The organism is Nocardiopsis sp. FIRDI 009 (assembly GCF_003386285.1).
Classification (GTDB): domain Bacteria; phylum Actinomycetota; class Actinomycetes; order Streptosporangiales; family Streptosporangiaceae; genus Nocardiopsis.
This window is the reverse complement of the sequence record NZ_QPNC01000009.1, coordinates 173678-189897: the sequence shown is the minus strand read 5'-3', so window position 1 is coordinate 189897 and position 16220 is coordinate 173678. Positions and strand designations below refer to the sequence as shown.

Sequence of the window (16220 nt, the reverse complement as noted above, 5' to 3'; positions counted from 1 at the left end):
GCCCTGTGTCGATCTGAGGCTCATCGGTCGGCGTCGACCGCCATCAGCGGGACGAGGAAGGACGCGAGCCGGACCGCCGTGGTGCCCTCCGGAACCTCGTCACCGCCCTCGATGGCCCACTCGGTGCTGCGGTCGTCGCGGATGTACAGGTCGAGGGTGAACCGGCCGCCGCTCCGGTGGACCGACAGGTGGGTGGGGTCGTCGCGGTCGGCGTCCACGTCCAGGCCGGCGGCGCGCAGGAGTTCGGCGACGGTCTCGACGTACCGGTCGAGCTGGTCCTCGCTGAGCAGTTCGGGGGTCTCGTCGTCCACGGAGGTGTCGACGCCGCCCCAGTCGTAGGGGACAATCGGGGCAGGGAGTGCGTGGGCTTCGGTCATGCGGGGTTCCCCTCTCCTGAAGGCACCGCCTGGGTCGCTACATGAGCGCCAACTCCAGAGAGCGGCCCAGGCGGTGGTCTCATGTCCGGGGCAGCGTCGATCGCGCCTCGGTTTCCCGGTTTCGAGTGAGCTGAATCTCACTCTCTGCTATGATGACAGAGCACGAGAACATAGACAAGAGCGAAGACGAATTCGCGCCACACAATTTCTACCAGGGCTGGAGGACACAGTGGCGACCGACCGGGGCGTGACCTTGCGCGCGCAGTGGCTTGGGCAGATCCTCAGGGAAATGCGCGAGAGGAAGGGCCTTGCTCTTCGAGAGGTCGCCGAGTACCTACAGCGCAACCTCGCCACCATCGGGCGCTGCGAACAGGGCATCTATCCCATTCGTCGTGTCGACGCGGCAGCGATGATGGATCTCTACGGGGTCAGCGACAAGAAGCAGCGCGAAGCCGTCCTCGAACTGGCTGGCGAGGTATGGAAGACAGGCTGGTGGGAGCAATACTCCAAGGACAACGTCTGGAGCTCCACCATTGACCGGGCCTGGTTGGAGAATCGCTCCGCCTCCATGCGGTCCTTCTCCACCATCACTGTGCCTGGCCTACTCCAGACCGAGGAGTATGCACGAGCGTTGATGCTTGCGGCTGACCGCCATGCCACCAAGCGGGAGATCGAACGCTGGGTCGACCTACGGATGCGGCGACAGAGAGTTTTCGACAGGGACGAGCCCCTTCACCTGTCCGCCGTCATCGATGAGGCCGCACTCCACCGGCCGGTTGGTGGACCCAAGGTGATGGCTGACCAGATCCGCCACCTGTTGAAGTCAGCGGCTCTGCCCCACTTCGATATCCATGTGCTTCCTTACAGCGTCGGAGCCCACGCCAGCCCAGGCGGCCCGTTCACCCTGTTCAAGATGTCGGACCCCTTCCCGGAAGTCGCCCACGTGGAGAGCCCCGCTGGTTCCATCTACCTGGAAACCGAGGCTGTGGACAAACTGGTCGACACCTACGATTGGCTCCACGAACACAGCCTCAGCGATGAAGACACAACTGTGCTTCTGGCAGCCCTGGAGAAGGAACTTCGATGAACAAGAACAAGGTGGCCACATTCTTCCCGGTCGCCTGGCACATCAGCACCTACAGCGCTGAGACCAGCGGGCAGTGCGTCGAAGCAGGCCCCTTCACAGACGGGTCGGCAGCCTTCGCCGTACGCGACTCACAGCACCGAAGCCACGGACACCTCACCTTTGACCCCCGTGAATGGGCAGCACTTCTCGCGTCCCTGGAGTAAGGAGAAGGCAGATGACGGAAGCCCCGGTCGCCTGGCACATCAGCACCTACAGCGCCAACGGCAGCGGAGCATGCGTTGAGGCTGGCCCCTTCACAGACGGATCGACGGCCTTCGCCGTACGCGACTCACAGCACCGCAGCCTCGGCCATCTCACGTTCACCCATGACGAGTGGGCGGCCTTCCTGGCCGGTGCCACCACGTAGGAACAGCGAAAAACGCCGGTGGCCGCGCCCCCGACGGGCGCGGCCACCGGCGTAGTGGTCACCGAAGAGTCAGCCGATCTCGGCCATGACCTCGTCGGGGATGTCGGCGTTGGTGAAGACGTTCTGCACGTCGTCGGAGTCCTCCAGAGCGTCCACCACGCGCAGCACCTTCTTGGCGGTCTCGGCGTCGACCGGGACCTCCATGGTGGGCAGCCAGTTGGTGTCGGCGGACTCGTAGTCGATCCCCGCCTCCTGGAGCGCCGTGCGCACCGAGACCAGGTCGGTGGCCTCGCACACGATCTCGAACGCCTCGCCGATGTCCTCGACCTCCTCGGCGCCCGCCTCCAGCACCGCCAGGGTCACGTCGTCCTCCGTCGTGCCCTCCTTCGGCACGATGACGACGCCCTTGCGGTTGAACAGGTAGGACACCGAACCGGCGTCCGCCATGTTCCCGCCGTTGCGGGTCACCGCCACACGCACCTCGGAGGCGGCGCGGTTGCGGTTGTCGGTCAGGCACTCCACGAGCATCGCCACGCCACCGGGCGCGTAGCCCTCGTACATGATGGTCTGCCACTCGGCGCCACCGGCCTCCTCGCCGGAGCCGCGCTTGCGGGCGCGCTCGATGTTGTCGAGCGGCACCGAGTTCTTGCGCGCCTTCTGGATGGCGTCGTAGAGGGTCGGGTTCCCGTCGGGGTCTCCACCGCCGGTCCGCGCGGCCACCTCGATGTTCTTGATCAGCTTGGCGAAGAGCTTGCCGCGCTTGGCGTCGATGACGGCTTTCTTGTGCTTGGTGGTGGCCCACTTTGAGTGGCCGCTCATGCGTGTCCTTTCACGATGTCGACGAAGAGGCGGTGGATGCGCACGTCGCCGGTCAGTTCGGGATGGAAGGACGTGGCCATCAGGCCGCCCTGTCGTACGGCGACGATCCTACCGGCCGAGTCGGGGCCCGGGACGCGACCGAGCACGGTCACCTCCGGCCCCACGGACTCCACCCAGGGCGCCCGGATGAACACCGCGTCGAACGGCTCCTCACCGATACCCGCCACGGGAACCGCCGCCTCGAACGATTCCGTCTGCCGGCCGAAGGCGTTGCGGCGCACCGTCATGTCGATGCCGCCGATCGTCTCCTGGCCGTCGATCCCGCCGAGCAGGCGGTCGGCCAGCATGATCATCCCGGCGCACGTGCCGTAGGCGGGCATCCCCGCCCCGACCCGCTTGCGCAGCGGCTCCAGCAGACCGTACCGGACGGCCAGCTTGGACATGGTGGTGGACTCGCCTCCGGGGATGACCAGGGCGTCGACGGTGTCGAGCTGGTCGGGCCCGAGCACCTTGGCGGTCCGCACGTCCAACTGCTCCAGAACGTGCAGGTGCTCGGCGACGTCGCCCTGAAGGGCGAGGACGCCGATGGTGGGTCTGGCGGTCAAGAACGGCCTCACTCGTCGTGTCATCGGTCGATACGCGGACGCGGGTGGCGGGCGGGCCCGCCACCCGGATCCGGTCTACCAGCCCCGACCCGCGTAACGCTCGGAGTCGGCCAGGTCATCCAGGTTGATACCGACCATCGCCTCGCCCAGGCCGCGGGACACGCGCGCGATCACGCCCGGGTCCTCGTAGTGCAGGGTGGCCTGCACGATGGCGTCGGCGCGCCTGGCCGGGTCTCCGGACTTGAAGATGCCCGAGCCGACGAACACGCTCTCGGCGCCCAGCTGGCGCATCAGGGCCGCGTCGGCCGGGGTGGCCACGCCGCCCGCGGAGAACAGCGGCACCGGGAGCTTGCCCAGGGTCGCGACCTCCTTGACGATCTCGTACGGGGCGCGCAGCTCCTTGGCGGCGCCGAACAGCTCCGCCTCGTCGAGCGTGCCCAGGCGGCGGATCTCGGCGCGGATCGACCGCATGTGGCGGGTGGCCTCGATGACGTTGCCGGTCCCGGCCTCGCCCTTGGAGCGGATCATGGCCGCGCCCTCGGCGATGCGGCGCAGCGCCTCGCCCAGGTTGGTCGCACCGCACACGAACGGGACGGTGAACGCCCACTTGTCGATGTGGTAGGCCTCGTCGGCCGGGGTCAGGACCTCGGACTCGTCGATGAAGTCGACGCCGAGGTGCTCAAGCACCTGGGCCTCGACGAAGTGGCCGATGCGGACCTTGGCCATGACCGGGATGGAGACGGCCTCGACGATCCCGTCGATCATGTCCGGGTCGGACATGCGGGCCACGCCGCCGTCCTTGCGGATGTCGGCGGGGACACGCTCCAGGGCCATGACCGCGACGGCACCGGCGTCCTCGGCGATCTTGGCCTGCTCGGGGGTGACGACGTCCATGATGACGCCGTTCTTGAGCTGCTCGGCCATGCCTCGCTTGACGCGCTGCGTACCGACGGCGTTGTCGGTGGTGTTCGATGCGTTGGTGGCCACGGTGGTGGACTCCCGTCCCGTAGGTGTTGACAGCGTGGGTAGCGGTGGGCCCCGACAGCGGCGGCGGTCACGCGGGGGCCGCGGACGCCACCGGCGCCGCGCACCCTGGGTCTACCGGAGCACCATGGTAGTTCCTCCCCTTCCCGACCACTTTGGCCAGATCGGTGTTTTCGCGGGTCGGCCCCTTACAGGGTGTCGGATCCGGCGGGTGGCGGAGGGGCCGCGGGGGGTTCGTCATCGATCTCGAAGAAGTCCGGAAGGGGCGCGGTGCCCGCCAGGCGCAGGGCGCGCACGAGCCGGGACCGGCGGGCGCGGCGGGTGTCGGCCACGGCGTCGTTGTGGAAGGTGCGGGCCAGGTGGACGCGCCGGGCCTCGCTGACCACCTCGGCCAGATGGTCGTGGAGTTCCCGGGGCGCGTCGAGGGGGTCGACGGCCGCGCGCAGCGCCCGGGACAGCGCGCTCTCGGCCAGTTCGCGCTCGGCCTCCGGCGCCCGGCGCGCGGCGGTGGCGGCGTCGGCGAGCGCCCGGGCGTGCTCGGGCGGCAGGCCGTCGGCGGCGACCAGGTCCAGGACCGCGGAGCCGCGCCGCAGCAGTGCCGCGTCCAGGGCGGCGCGGGCGGTCTCCACCCGGTGGTGGAGACGGTCCAGCCGGGTGGCCCGCCACGACAGGTAGAACGCGAACAGCACCAGCGCCAGGACCGCCGCGGCCACCACGACGACGAACAGGACGTCCTCGACCAGAGCCGATCACCCCACCCCGCGGCGCAGCAGCGCGGTGGCGCGGGGGCCGGTGTCCAGGCGGACCCCCGTGGCGGGCGTGCCGCCCCGCATCAGGACGGTCTCGTAGACGCGGACGATCTCGGCGGCGACGGTCTCCCAGTCGTAGGCGCGCACGGCGCGGCGGGCGGCGGCGCCCAGTTCGGCCCGGCGGACGGGGTCGTCCAGGAGCGCTCCGGCCTGTTCGGCGAGGTGGACGGGGTCGCCGGTGCGGAACAGCTCCCCCGCCGCTCCCCCGTTCAGGACGGCCGCGAAGGCGGGGATGTCGCTGGCGACGATCGCCGCCCCGGCCGACATCGCCTCGGTGAGAACGATGCCGAAGCTCTCGCCGCCCAGGTTGGGCGCGCAGAACACGTCGGCGGAGTGGTAGGCGCGCGCCTTGTCGGCGTCGTCGAGCCGGCCGAGGAGGACGACGCGGTCGCGCAGGTCGGCGGGGACCTCCTCCAGCGCGGGCCCGGGGTCCCCGGGTCCGGCCACCAGGACCCGCAGCCCGGGCCGCTCGGGCGCGAGCAGGGCGAAGGCCGCCAGCAGGGTGGCCAGACCCTTGCGCGGCTCATCGAGGCGGCCGAGGAAGGCGAGGGAGCCGCCGTCCCCGGGCCAGCCCGGCAGCGGGTCGGCGCGGGCGAAGCGGCGCACGGCCACGCCGTTGGGGATGAGCACGGCGTCCCCGCCGAGGTGCTCGACCAGGGTGCGCCGGGCCGCCTCGGAGACGGCCACCCGCGCGTTGATCTTCTCCATGGCCGAGCGCAGCGCCCCCGACCCGGCCGCCATCGCCCGGGAGCGCGGGTTGCTGGTGTGGAAGGTGGCCACCATGGGGCCGTCGGCCGCCCAGCACGACAGCAGGGAGACGCTGGGCGCCGAGGGTTCGTGGACGTGCAGCACGTCGAAGGAGCCCTCGTCGATCCACCGGCGCACGCGCGCGGCGGTACGCGGCCCGAAGCTGACGCGCGCCACCGACCCGTTGTAGGGCACCGGGACGGGGCGGCCCGCCGGCACCACGTGGTCGGGCAGGTCGGTGTCGGCCGACCCGACGGGGGCCAGCACCGAGACCTCGTGGCCCATGCCGGTCAGCGCGTCGGCCAGGTCGCCGACGTGCTGCTGCACCCCGCCTGGGACGTCCCAGGCGTAGGGGCAGACCAGACCGACCCGCATGCCCACGGTCACACGCCCCGTCCGTGTCGGCGGAGCGCCTCGGCCCGCTCCCGCTCACGGCGGTCGGCCTCGTGGTCGACGCTGAACACGGTCTGGAGCATGTGCCAGTCCTCCGGGTGGGCGGCGATCTCACTCTGGAAGACGCGGGCCAGTTCCTGGGTGGTGGCCCGGATGCGCGCGGTCCGGGTGGCGCCGGGCGCGACGGGGATCTCGTCGTGGACGCGGATGTTCCAGTACGGGCCGTCGTACCAGAGGGAGACCGGCATCAGGGCGGCACCGGTGTTGAGGGCCAGGGAGGCCGGACCGGACGGCATACGCGCCGGTTCGCCGAAGAACTCGACCTCGGGGCCGCCACCGCCGATGTCGCGGTCGGCCAGCAGGCACACCAGTCCACCGGCGCGCAGCCGCCGCGCCAGGGTCCCCACGGTGTCCTTGCCGCCGGTCAGCGGGAGGACCTCCATGCCCAGGGACTCACGGTAGGCGGTGAACCGCTGGAACAGGCGCTCCGGTCGCAGCCGCTGGGCGACCGTGGTCAGCGGGAACCCGCGCATGCTGATCCAGGCTCCGGCGTGGTCCCAGTTGCCCATGTGCGGCAGGGCCGCGACGACGCCGCGACCGGACTCCAGGTTCTTCTCCAGCGCCTCGATCCCGCTGTGCCGGGTGTGCGCCAGCACGTGCTCGCGGTCCATCGCGGGCAGGCGGAACATCTCGTAGTAGTAGCGCATGTACGAGCGCATCCCGGCCCGGGAGAGCGCGCGCAGCTGCGCGTCGGCGGCCTCGGGGCCGAGCAGGCGGCGCAGGTTGCGTTCGAGCCCCCGGGTCCCCTCGTTGTGGCCGCGCCAGGCGTGGTCGGCCATCCGCTCGAACACCGCGCGGCCGACGCGTTCGGGCGCGCGCCGCACCATCGTCCACCCGGCCGAGTAGGCCAGGTCGGCCATGCGTTCGTCCACGTCGTGCTTCCTCGTCCTCACCGGGGGGGCGGTTCAGGCCCCGCTGCCCGCGCCGTCGGTGTCGACGTCCCGGGAGCCCTCGTCGATCTCGTTCAGGCGCGCGCGGGTCTCCACGAGCCGCTGGAGCACGGTCAGCAGGGTCATGCCCGCGAGCAGCCACAGCCCGCCCGCCAGGACGTAGGGTACGCCGAACCCGCCGACACCGACGGCGACCAGGATGATGATGAGCCGCTCGGTCCGCTCGGCCATCCCGACGTCGCAGTTGACGCCGAGCCCCTCGGCCCTGGCCTTGATGTAGGAGACCATGAACCCGGTGATGAGGCAGAAGAGGGTGACACCCGCGAGCAGGGGCTCGTCTCCCTCGCCGATGAACCACCACAGCAGCCCGGCGAGGATGGCGGCGTCGGCCACCCGGTCGAGGCTGGAGTCGAGGAAGGCGCCGAACGAGCTGGCGCTGTCGTTGGCCCGGGCGACCGCGCCGTCGAGCATGTCGAAGAGGGCGAAGACGGCGATGACGACCGAACCGGCGTAGAGCTCACCGCGGGGGTAGAAGTACAGGGCGCTGGCGACGACCCCCACGGTTCCGATGATGGTGACGATGTTCGGCGTGAGACCGATCCGGGCCAGGCTCCGGCCGAGCGGAGTGGTGACCCGGGAGATCATGGGGCGAAGGATTCTCAGCATGTCTTCTTGTGATGGTAGGGCGGGAACGGTCTGGGGGGTGGGATCCGCGCCCGGCGGGGGTGGCGCGCCGCCCGGTCGTCGGCGCGGGCGGCGCGGGAGGGCCGGAGCTCAGCCCCCGGGCCAGTGCTCGGCCAGCTTCTGACGGGTCTGCTCCAACATCTCGGGCAGGATCTTGGTGTGGCCGATGACCGGCATGAAGTTGGTGTCGCCGCCCCAGCGGGGGACGATGTGCTGGTGCAGGTGGGCGGCGATCCCAGCGCCGGCCACGGTACCGAGGTTCATGCCGACGTTGAACCCCTGCGGTCCGTAGGCGTCGGTGAGCGCGCGGATCCCGGCCTGGGTGAGGGCGGCGACCTCGGTGGTCTCGTCCTCGTTCAGCGCGGTGTACTCGGACACGTGGCGGTAGGGGCACACCAGCAGGTGTCCGCTGTTGTACGGGTAGAGGTTGAGCACGGCGAAGGCGCTCTTGCCGCGGGCGACCACGAGCCCCTCGGCGTCGTCGAGCCCGGGCGCCAGGCAGAAGGGGCAGCCGTCGTCGGGACCCGACCCGGTGGGCTTTCCCTCGCCCTTGATGTAGGCCATGCGGTGCGGCGTCCACAGCCGCTCCCACCCGTCGGGGACTCCGGTCCCCGCGCCAGGGGGGTTGGGCGGCCCGTTCCGGGGCTCGTTCTCGACACCGCTCATCGGCTTTCCGGGGCGGACGCCCCGGTCTCGCACCGGGGATGAAGCCCCTGCCTCCTTCACGTCTTTCGTGGGTTCCTGCGCCCCCAGCATAGGAGCACGGCGGTGTACCGCGCCGCCGGTGTCCGTCCCCGGTGTCCGCCCCGCCGCGCGGTGGCCCCCGGGTGGTGCCGGGCGTGTGTCCGCCCGCGGACAACGCCGGACCCGGCCTCGTGGTTCCGCCCCTGACCGCGCTATCCCAGCTCCGTCAGGCCCAGAAGGGTGCGCAGGTGACGCGGCGGCGGGGAGCCGTGCGCGAGCATCGCGTCGTGGCGCTCGCGCTCGGTGAGGCCGGGCCGGTGGGCGGCCAGATCGCGGGCGATCTCGGCGACCTCGGTGTAGCCCACGTAGTAGGTCGACAGCTGCGCGCTGGTGAGCTGGGCCCGGCGCCACTTTCCGACGGCCTCGCCCTCCTCCTGGTGGCCGCGCTCGGTGAGCAGGGCGATCGCCTCGGCCTCGGTGATGTCCCCGGCGTGTGTGCGCACGTCGAGGACGGCGTTGAGGACCGCCCGCAGGCGCATCTTCAGCTGGATCAGCCGCAGGGCCAGATTGTCGCGGCGCGCCCGCTCACCGGTGCCGTCGACCCAGCCGTGGCCCGCGAGCACCTCCTCGGTGTAGACCGCCCATCCCTCGACGAACGTGCCGCTCCACAGGGCGTTGCGAACGCGCGTACCTCCGTCGTGTCGGGCGGCGTGCGCGAGCTGCAGCGCGTGGCCCGGGACGGCCTCGTGCACCATGAGGTTGCGCAGCATCGTGCCGTTGTACTCGCGGAAGAACGAGTCCCGGCGCGCCCGCGGCCACTCCTCGGGCGGCGGAGCCACCGCGATGAGGGTCGGCAGGCTCGGCGCGTTCGGGTCCAGCGGGCCGGGGGGATCGCAGTAGGCCACGGCCACGCCGCGCCGCGACTCGGGCATGGGGATGATCCGGACCGGGTCGTCGTGCACGGTGACCAGGTCCAGTTCGCGGACCCGGTCCCACAGGTGGGTCAGCGCGTCGGCGCAGGTCGGGCGGATGCCGTCGGCGTCCGTGGCGGTGGCGTCGGCCAGCCCCGCGAGCACCTCGGCGACCTGCCCGGCGCGGCGGGGGCGCCCCTCGTACTCGGCGGCGACCTCGGCGATGGCCTCCTCGGTGGCGAGCAGGTCGCTCTCCGCGCGCACCAGCAGCGCCTCGGGGGACAGTTCGGAGTCCAGCGTGTACCAGAGCTGGGCGGCGAAGTCGCGTGCGCCCAGCCGGGGGTCGGCGGTGGCGGTCTCGACCCGGCCGCGCAACCAGTCCCCGTACTCCCCGAGCGCCGTGAGGGCGGCCTCGCGCGCGGGGTCGACCCGGGAGGCCAGTGCGGGTTCCCGGGCCAGCAGGGCCGATATCCCGTCGGTGAGCAGCGCACGGGCCCCGCCGAGCTGGGTCAGGGCGGTCTCCACGTGGACGCGCGGCATACCCGGCCCGTCACAGAGCCGTGTGCGGGCGGTGGCGAGGTAGTCGGGCAGCGCGGCGCAGCGCGCGGCGATCGCCTCCAGACGCTCGGGCACCGGCAGCGACTCCCGGTCCAGCAGCGCGTGGACGGCCTCGCCCGGTGAGTGGAGCAGGGGGTTCCAGGTGCGCGGACGCAGTTCGGCGGTGTGCCACAGGTCCGCGCTGACCTTGGCGCGCAGGATCTCCAGGTCGACCAGGTCGCCCTCGGGGATCAGGTCGCCGTCGATCTCGTCCAGCGATCCCAGGGCGTCGGTGAGCACGGCGACCCGCCGGGCGTCGGCCTCGGCGGAGTGGTCGGAGAGCCGGGCCGCCCCTCGGGCGTCGCCCAGCTCCAGTGCCCATTCGGGCGCGTCCTCCAGGAGGGCGTCGAGCACCTGTTCGGCCACCTGTCGGAACCGCCGTGTCATCGCCTCGGCGTCGGGCTGGGAGGGAGAGCTCATCCCCCCATGATGCCAGCACGGACGCCCGGTCCCCGCCGTGCGGGAACCGGGCCGTGCTCTGTGCGGGACCCCGGCCCGGGACTAGCGCCAGGAGTTCTGGCCGCCAGTGGAGGTGGGCTGCCCGGCCGCGCCCTCGGGGTCCCCCACCGTGATGGCGTGCTCGACGAGGGTGATGAGCGTCGACTTGGTGGAGGCCCGGTCACGGGCGTCCACCTGGACGATGGGGATCTCGGGGCTGAGCGTCAGCGCGTCCCGAACCTCGTCCGCGGCGTGGGGGTAGTAGCCGTCGAACCCGTTGATCGCCACGATGAAGGGCAGGCGCGCCTCCTCGAAGTAGTCGATCGCGGGGAAGCAGTCCGCCAGGCGGCGGGTGTCCACCAGGACGACGGCGCCGATGGCGCCCTTGACCAGGTCGTCCCACATGAACCAGAACCGGTGCTGTCCGGGGGTGCCGAACAGGTACAGGATCAGGTCGGAGTCGAGGGAGACACGGCCGAAGTCCATCGCCACGGTGGTGGTCTGCTTGTCCGGCGTCTTGGCGAGGTCGTCGACCCCGACGCTGGCGCTGGTCATCACCGCCTCGGTGGTCAGCGGCACGATCTCGGAGACGGAGCCAACGAATGTCGTCTTCCCGACACCGAAGCCCCCGGCGACGACGATCTTGACCGACGTCATCGCGTTCCCCCCAGCACCGCCTTCCTCGGCTGGGCTAGAGCTTGCGAAGTCCACTGAGCACCCTTTCAAGCAGGTTGGTGTTGGGACGGGCGTCGTTGTTCAGCGAAGACCTGATCTGGACCAGTCCCTGCTCGGACATGTCCGCCACAAGCACCCGTGCCACACCGAGCGGCATCCGCAAGAGGGCGGAGATCTCCGCCACGGACCGCCACTCCCGGCACAGGTCGCTGATCGCCTGCCACTCGGGCGTCAGCGTCCCAGACTCGTTACGGGCCGCCGCCGTCGCCGAGATCAGCGCCTCCAGGGGAAGCTGTGACTTCGGCTTGGTACGGCCCTTGGTCACGGCGTAGGGGCGGACCAGTGAACTGGGCGCGCTCCCCGCCGCGGGTCGTTGTTCGTACGGTTGTTGGATTGGTCGAGGAACATCTCCGCCGCCCGGCACAGACGGGATCCCTCCGGTGGAGGGACCGCTCGGCTGTTGTCCGAACCACGAGGCGCTCCCGGCATCTCTACTGTGAGGTGCCACCACTTCCTCCTGTCGGTGGTGGATCAGTGGATTCCCGAGGTGCGCGCCGTTGGTGTCAGCGCCCGCCCCGCCCGCTCGACGAGCAGGGTCATCTCGTACGCGACCAGACCCAGATCACTCTCGGCCGCGGCCAGGACCGCCAGGCAGGAACCGTCGCTGATGGCCATGATGAGCATCAGCCCCCGTTCCATCTCCACGACGGTCTGGGCGACCGCTCCGCCCTCGAACACCCGGGACGCTCCCTGCGTCAGGCTGGAGAGGCCGGAGGCGATAGCCGCCAGCTGGTCAGCCCTGTCAGCCGGGAAGCCCGCCGACGACGCCAACGGAAGGCCGTCAGAGGAGACGACGATCGCGTGAGCGACATCGGGAACCCGGTCGGCAAAGTCAGTGATCAACCAGTTGAGCTCATTGACCTGTCGACTCATCTGATCTCCTGTCCAAGTTCGCCGGCTGGTCTCACCGCACTGTTACCGCCGGCACGGCATGTGACAGCACTGTTCCTGCGTTCTTCCCGGGCCCGCCTGAGGGGACGGCCACCGGAGGTCTGGTGTTCGAGTCTCGTCAAGCGCTGGGTGCAGCCCGTCCGAGAAGCTCGGTAGATGCTATTGCATCCGGCTTCCGTGAATAAGGGGGACCCTGTCCCACCACGTTCCACTGAGGTCATCCCTCCGTCGAGCCCTCACCCAGTTGGTTCCGCCCTTCCCGGACGCCCTTCTGGAAGCCCGCGAAACGGTTGCGGACACGGTCCGCGCTGCGCGTGGGCATCTGCTTGAAGTTCTCCGGTCGCGGGGCGGTCCCCGGCACAAGGTTTGCCTTGGGAACTCGTTTTGGCAAGCCCGAGGTGGTCAGACCGCCGGCGAGCGGCTCGGCCGCGGTGCGCGCGGCCTTCCATCCGCGGTCGGCCGCGGACTGCCACTCGTTCTCCGAACCGCCGCGCTGGCCGCCCTGGCCGGAGCGGGCGGACCGCGCGTCGTCCGACCGCTGCGCGGGCTGGTCGGCGTCGACCTGCCGGATCGGTCCGGTCTCGGTGGAGTCCACGGTCGGGCCGCCGCTGCGGCGCTTGAACCAGTTGGACTCGATGGCGTCGAAGATCGGCAGCGAGTCGGAGCCCTCGCCCGCCGGGGTCGGCGGCACGACGGTGTTGTTCGGCCCCTGGGCGCCCCCGTAGCGGCGGGACAGGTACGCGGTCGAGCCGTACCCCTCGCGGGAGTCCGTTCCGCCCGTGCGCCAGTTCCCGGTGTCGTTGGACGACGGGGTGGCGGGCTGTTCGGGCGCCGACGGGCGCGAGGTCCAGTCCGGGGAGACCGCGGGGAAGGACTCGGTGTCCTCTCCGGACGGGGACGCGGGGCGCTCGTGGCCGCCCGTGGTGCCTTGGCCGGCGCCGGTGTCGGCATGGCCGTCCGCCGCGGACGAGGAGCCGCCGAAGAAGTCCTGGGAGCGATCGTCGGAACGCCCGTGGCTCCCGGTGTCGGTGGGACGGCTGAACGCGCCGGTGTCCGTGGGGCGGGAGAACGCCCCGGTGTCCGTCGGACGGCTGAACGCGCCCGTGTCCGTCGGACGGGAGAACGCCCCGGTGTCCGTCGGACGGGTGAACGCGCCCGTGTCCGTCGGACGGGAGAACACCCCGGTGTCCGTCGGACGGCCCGACGCCCCGTCCCCGGAGCGGGGCCCGGGGTCGAAGAGGCTGCGCCCGGGGCCGTCCGGCTGGGTCTCCTCCTCGTCGGAGACGTCGTAGGGGTCGATCACCGGCTGGGTGCCGCCCAGGTCGGAGCCGTTCGTCCCGGTGGTCCCGGCGCCCTTGGTCGGCTCGAACATCGAGCCGGAGCCGTTCGAGCCCTGGCCGGTGTCCCACAGGTCCTGGCCGCTCGGCGGGTGCTCGTCGCCGCGGCTGCCGCCGGGCTGGCGCTTGGGCAGACCGCCCAGGGCGCTGAGGTCGGACCCGGCGTCCTGGCCCTGCCACGGGTCCCCGGGCTCGGCGGGGGCGGGGCTGGAGGCGAAGGCCGCCTCAGCCTCGGCGTAGGTGTCGGGCGCGCCCGGGGACAGCTCGGGACGGGGATCGACGCCGCCGACGGCGTGCTGGCCCTCGACCGGCGTGATGAGCAGGTCCGGCGGGAAGATGATGCGGGCGGTGGTGCCCCCGCCGTGGGCCTCCATCAGGCTGAGCCGGACGCCGTGGCGGTGGGCCAGGCGCGAGACCACGAACAGACCCATGCGGCGCGAGACCGCGACGTCGATGACGGGCGGGGCCGCAAGACGGGCGTTGATCGCCGCCAGGTCCTCGGGGGCCATGCCGATACCGCTGTCGGTGACGTCGACCTGAACGCCGCCGTCGGCGAGGGTCTTGGCGCTGACCAGGACCTCGGTGTCGTGCGGTGAGAACGACGTGGCGTTCTCGACCAGCTCGGCGACCAGGTGGATGACGTCGTTGACCGGGCGGCCGAGCACGGAGATGTGGGAGGGGGCGCGCACGTTGACGCGCTCGTACTGCTCGACCTCGGAGACGGCGCCGCGCAGGACGTCGACCAACGGGACGGGCTGGGCCCACTTGCGGGTGTTGTCCTGACCGGACAGGACCAGCAGGTTCTCGTTGTTGCGGCGCATACGCGTCGCGAGGTGGTCCAGCTGGAACAGGTCGGAGAGGCGGTCGGCGTCCTGCTCGGACTGCTCCAGACCGTCGATGAGGCGCAGCTGCCGTTCCACCAGGGTCTGGCTTCGGCGGGAGAGGTTGACGAACATCGCGTTGACGTTGCTGCGCAGGGCGGCCTCGTCGGAGGCCAGCGTCAGGGCCACGCGATGGACGTCGTCGAAGGCGCGGGCCACCTCGCCGATCTCGTCCCTGGTGTCGACCTCGATCGGCGTGATGCGGACCTCGGGGGCGCTGCCGGCCTCCTGCATCCGGTTGATCGCCTCGGGCAGGTCGCGCTCGGCGATGCGGCGGGCCCCGTCCTCCAGGGTGCGCAGGGGGCGCACCAGGGAGCGGACCACGAGCGAGGTCAGGACGAACACCGCGAGGAGGACCAGCGCGACGACCACGAGGTCGGTGATCGTGCGCATCAGGGCCGCGTCGCCCAGCTCGTCGGCGTCCTTGGCGATCTCGGTGGCGATCTCGGTCTCGACCGTCTGGAGGAGGTCGAGCGCGGTGTCGGCGATCTCCTGGTAGTCCTCGGGGCCGTCGTTGGAGGTCACACCGGTCAGGGAGTCGCCCCGCTCGGCGCGGTACATGACGCGCATGCGCATCGTGGAGACCTGGCTGACCTCCAAACCGGTGAAGTTCTCGTCGAAGATCGCGCGCTGCTCGGGCGAGGCGGCCTGGACGAAGTTGGAGATCTCGTTCTCGTACCGCGCGCGGCTGGACTCGATCGCCTCGGCGATACCGCCGGTCATCGTGTTGCGCGAGAGCGAGTGGCTCATCAGCGCGGTCTCGTAGGAGAGCTGGTCGCGCGCGCTGGACAGGGCGGTGAGGGCACGCACGGCCTCCCGCAGGTCGGTGTCGGAGCTCTGGTCGGCCATGGTCTGGTTGAACTCGCGCAGCGACCGGGAGACCGTGCGGTAGTTCGTCACCACGGGCAGGACCGTCACACGGGTCTCATCGACCTCGTTGCGCAGGGAGTCCAGGCTCTCCAGCTGGCTGCGCATGGTTTCGAGGCGGGTCTGCGCGAGGCCGCCGTCCATGTCGCCCATCGCGGAGAGCTCGGCCATGAGGCTGGTCTGGAGCTCGCGGGAGGCGTCCCGCTCCTCCTCCAACCGCTGGCGCAGCTCGTCGGAGCGGCGCGTGGGGTCGGGGTTGTCGGAGATGTAGACCGCGCTGGCCGAGCGCTCCCGGCCGAGCTGGTTGGCCAGCGCCACGATGGTGACACCGACGTTGGCGCGGTCCTCGATGTGCGCGTGGGTGATGGTGGTGTCCGTGGACTCGTAGACCCTCAGACCACCGAGGGCGAGGGCCACGGCCGTGGGGATGACGATGAGGGCCACCAGTCGGGAGCGCACCCGCCAGTTACGTGGCCGCCACCAGTCGGCTCTGCGCCGAGGCGCGGCATCGGCATGTTCGGCCTGCGCTGCCTCGCTCTGCGCATTGGCCCCGCTTGCTGTCGCTCGTGTCGACACGGACCCTCGCAACCTTTCGTGTCACCGCCTCGAACGGCTGTTGAACCCAGGGATGGACCACTCCTGACCGAAGAGGCCCTCGGGTGGGATCGGATCGGACCATGCGACCCGCCGGATCAGGAAGCGGTGGGAGTTTGGGGAAGATGGGAAGACTGTCCGCCGGACTCGCCTGGGAGGAGAGGCGCCGCCCACCTAACGGGATTCTTAGGTGCGCGTGCGGTGGATAGCGTACCAATGGGCGTGAAGGACTCGCTTCGACCGTTTGGTGGCCTTCGACGGGATCATCCGTGCGCATCCGGCCCCATTCTGCCCCGCCAGTCGACATTTCGACCAACATCCCAGGTCATCAGTGCTGTCCGAAAACCCCCATTCAGGCCGGGTAACTATTTGGACACGCACTCGGCCTCCCCATCACGACCGACCCGACATGACATCGTGACAT

At 70.9% G+C, this 16220-nt stretch carries 17 protein-coding genes; 3 read left to right on the top strand and 14 right to left on the bottom strand.

All coding sequences use genetic code 11. The features are described from left to right. Window positions 1–20: 20 nt before the first annotated feature. A complete protein-coding gene (locus tag DVR05_RS07555; protein ID WP_116245093.1) occupies window positions 21–377 on the bottom strand; it encodes a hypothetical protein in 357 nt (118 codons plus the stop codon). 247 nt (window positions 378–624) lie between these two features. On the opposite strand from DVR05_RS07555, the gene DVR05_RS07550 reads away from it, so the two are divergent. Genes DVR05_RS07550 through DVR05_RS07540 form a run of 3 tightly spaced genes read left to right on the top strand, consistent with a single transcriptional unit; the run spans window position 625 to window position 1870 of the window. Further along, complete coding sequence (locus tag DVR05_RS07550; RefSeq protein WP_157982402.1) at window positions 625–1464, top strand: helix-turn-helix transcriptional regulator; 840 nt, start codon at window positions 625–627, stop codon at window positions 1462–1464. Continuing rightward, window positions 1461–1667: a DUF397 domain-containing protein gene (locus DVR05_RS07545; RefSeq protein WP_116245091.1), complete on the top strand. Its 207-nt coding sequence runs from the start codon at window positions 1461–1463 to the stop codon at window positions 1665–1667. Before DVR05_RS07550 ends, DVR05_RS07545 begins: the two co-directional genes overlap by 4 nt. An 11-nt stretch (window positions 1668–1678) precedes the next feature. Continuing rightward, complete coding sequence (locus tag DVR05_RS07540) at window positions 1679–1870, top strand: DUF397 domain-containing protein (RefSeq protein ID WP_116245090.1); 192 nt, start codon at window positions 1679–1681, stop codon at window positions 1868–1870. A 69-nt stretch (window positions 1871–1939) separates the two neighbouring features. On the opposite strand, the gene DVR05_RS07535 is transcribed toward DVR05_RS07540, so the two are convergent. The 13 genes from DVR05_RS07535 to DVR05_RS07475 all read right to left on the bottom strand — a co-directional run bounded on the left by DVR05_RS07535 (window position 1940) and on the right by DVR05_RS07475 (window position 15661). Then, on the bottom strand, window positions 1940–2689 hold the full coding sequence (locus DVR05_RS07535) for a YebC/PmpR family DNA-binding transcriptional regulator (protein WP_116245089.1): 750 nt from the start codon (window positions 2687–2689) through the stop codon (window positions 1940–1942). Further along, entirely contained in the window at window positions 2686–3294 is a 609-nt protein-coding gene (gene pdxT, locus DVR05_RS07530; RefSeq protein ID WP_116245088.1) for a pyridoxal 5'-phosphate synthase glutaminase subunit PdxT, read from the bottom strand. The genes DVR05_RS07535 and pdxT overlap by 4 nt, the downstream gene beginning before the upstream one ends. 75 nt (window positions 3295–3369) lie before the next feature. After that, entirely contained in the window at window positions 3370–4281 is a 912-nt protein-coding gene (pdxS, locus tag DVR05_RS07525) for a pyridoxal 5'-phosphate synthase lyase subunit PdxS (RefSeq protein WP_116245087.1), read from the bottom strand. Between the two features lie 185 nt (window positions 4282–4466). Continuing rightward, window positions 4467–4994 (bottom strand): hypothetical protein, encoded by a 528-nt coding sequence (locus tag DVR05_RS07520; RefSeq protein WP_232832029.1) that lies wholly within the window; start codon window positions 4992–4994, stop codon window positions 4467–4469. Between the two features lie 33 nt (window positions 4995–5027). Further along, a complete protein-coding gene (locus tag DVR05_RS07515) occupies window positions 5028–6221 on the bottom strand; it encodes a glycosyltransferase family 4 protein (protein ID WP_116245086.1) in 1194 nt (397 codons plus the stop codon). After that, window positions 6218–7159, bottom strand: a complete 942-nt coding sequence (locus DVR05_RS07510; protein ID WP_116245085.1) for a phosphatidylinositol mannoside acyltransferase — start codon at window positions 7157–7159, stop codon at window positions 6218–6220. Before DVR05_RS07510 ends, DVR05_RS07515 begins: the two co-directional genes overlap by 4 nt. A gap of 33 nt (window positions 7160–7192) precedes the next feature. Further along, entirely contained in the window at window positions 7193–7822 is a 630-nt protein-coding gene (pgsA, locus tag DVR05_RS07505; protein WP_116245084.1) for a phosphatidylinositol phosphate synthase, read from the bottom strand. Window positions 7823–7951: 129 nt separating this feature from the next. After that, a complete protein-coding gene (locus DVR05_RS07500) occupies window positions 7952–8527 on the bottom strand; it encodes an HIT domain-containing protein (RefSeq protein WP_116245083.1) in 576 nt (191 codons plus the stop codon). Window positions 8528–8757: 230 nt separating this feature from the next. Beyond that, window positions 8758–10473 carry a DUF885 domain-containing protein gene (locus DVR05_RS07495; RefSeq protein ID WP_116245082.1) on the bottom strand — a complete coding sequence of 572 codons (1716 nt, stop codon included), beginning with the start codon at window positions 10471–10473 and terminating at the stop codon, window positions 8758–8760. A gap of 81 nt (window positions 10474–10554) precedes the next feature. Then, entirely contained in the window at window positions 10555–11148 is a 594-nt protein-coding gene (locus DVR05_RS07490; RefSeq protein WP_017572034.1) for an ATP/GTP-binding protein, read from the bottom strand. A gap of 34 nt (window positions 11149–11182) precedes the next feature. Next, a complete protein-coding gene (locus tag DVR05_RS07485) occupies window positions 11183–11599 on the bottom strand; it encodes a DUF742 domain-containing protein (RefSeq protein ID WP_369974511.1) in 417 nt (138 codons plus the stop codon). A gap of 98 nt (window positions 11600–11697) precedes the next feature. Then, entirely contained in the window at window positions 11698–12099 is a 402-nt protein-coding gene (locus tag DVR05_RS07480) for a roadblock/LC7 domain-containing protein (protein WP_075926658.1), read from the bottom strand. 235 nt (window positions 12100–12334) lie between these two features. After that, window positions 12335–15661, bottom strand: coding sequence for a nitrate- and nitrite sensing domain-containing protein (locus DVR05_RS07475; RefSeq protein WP_116245081.1), 3327 nt, complete (start codon window positions 15659–15661; stop codon window positions 12335–12337). Window positions 15662–16220: the final 559 nt, after the last annotated feature.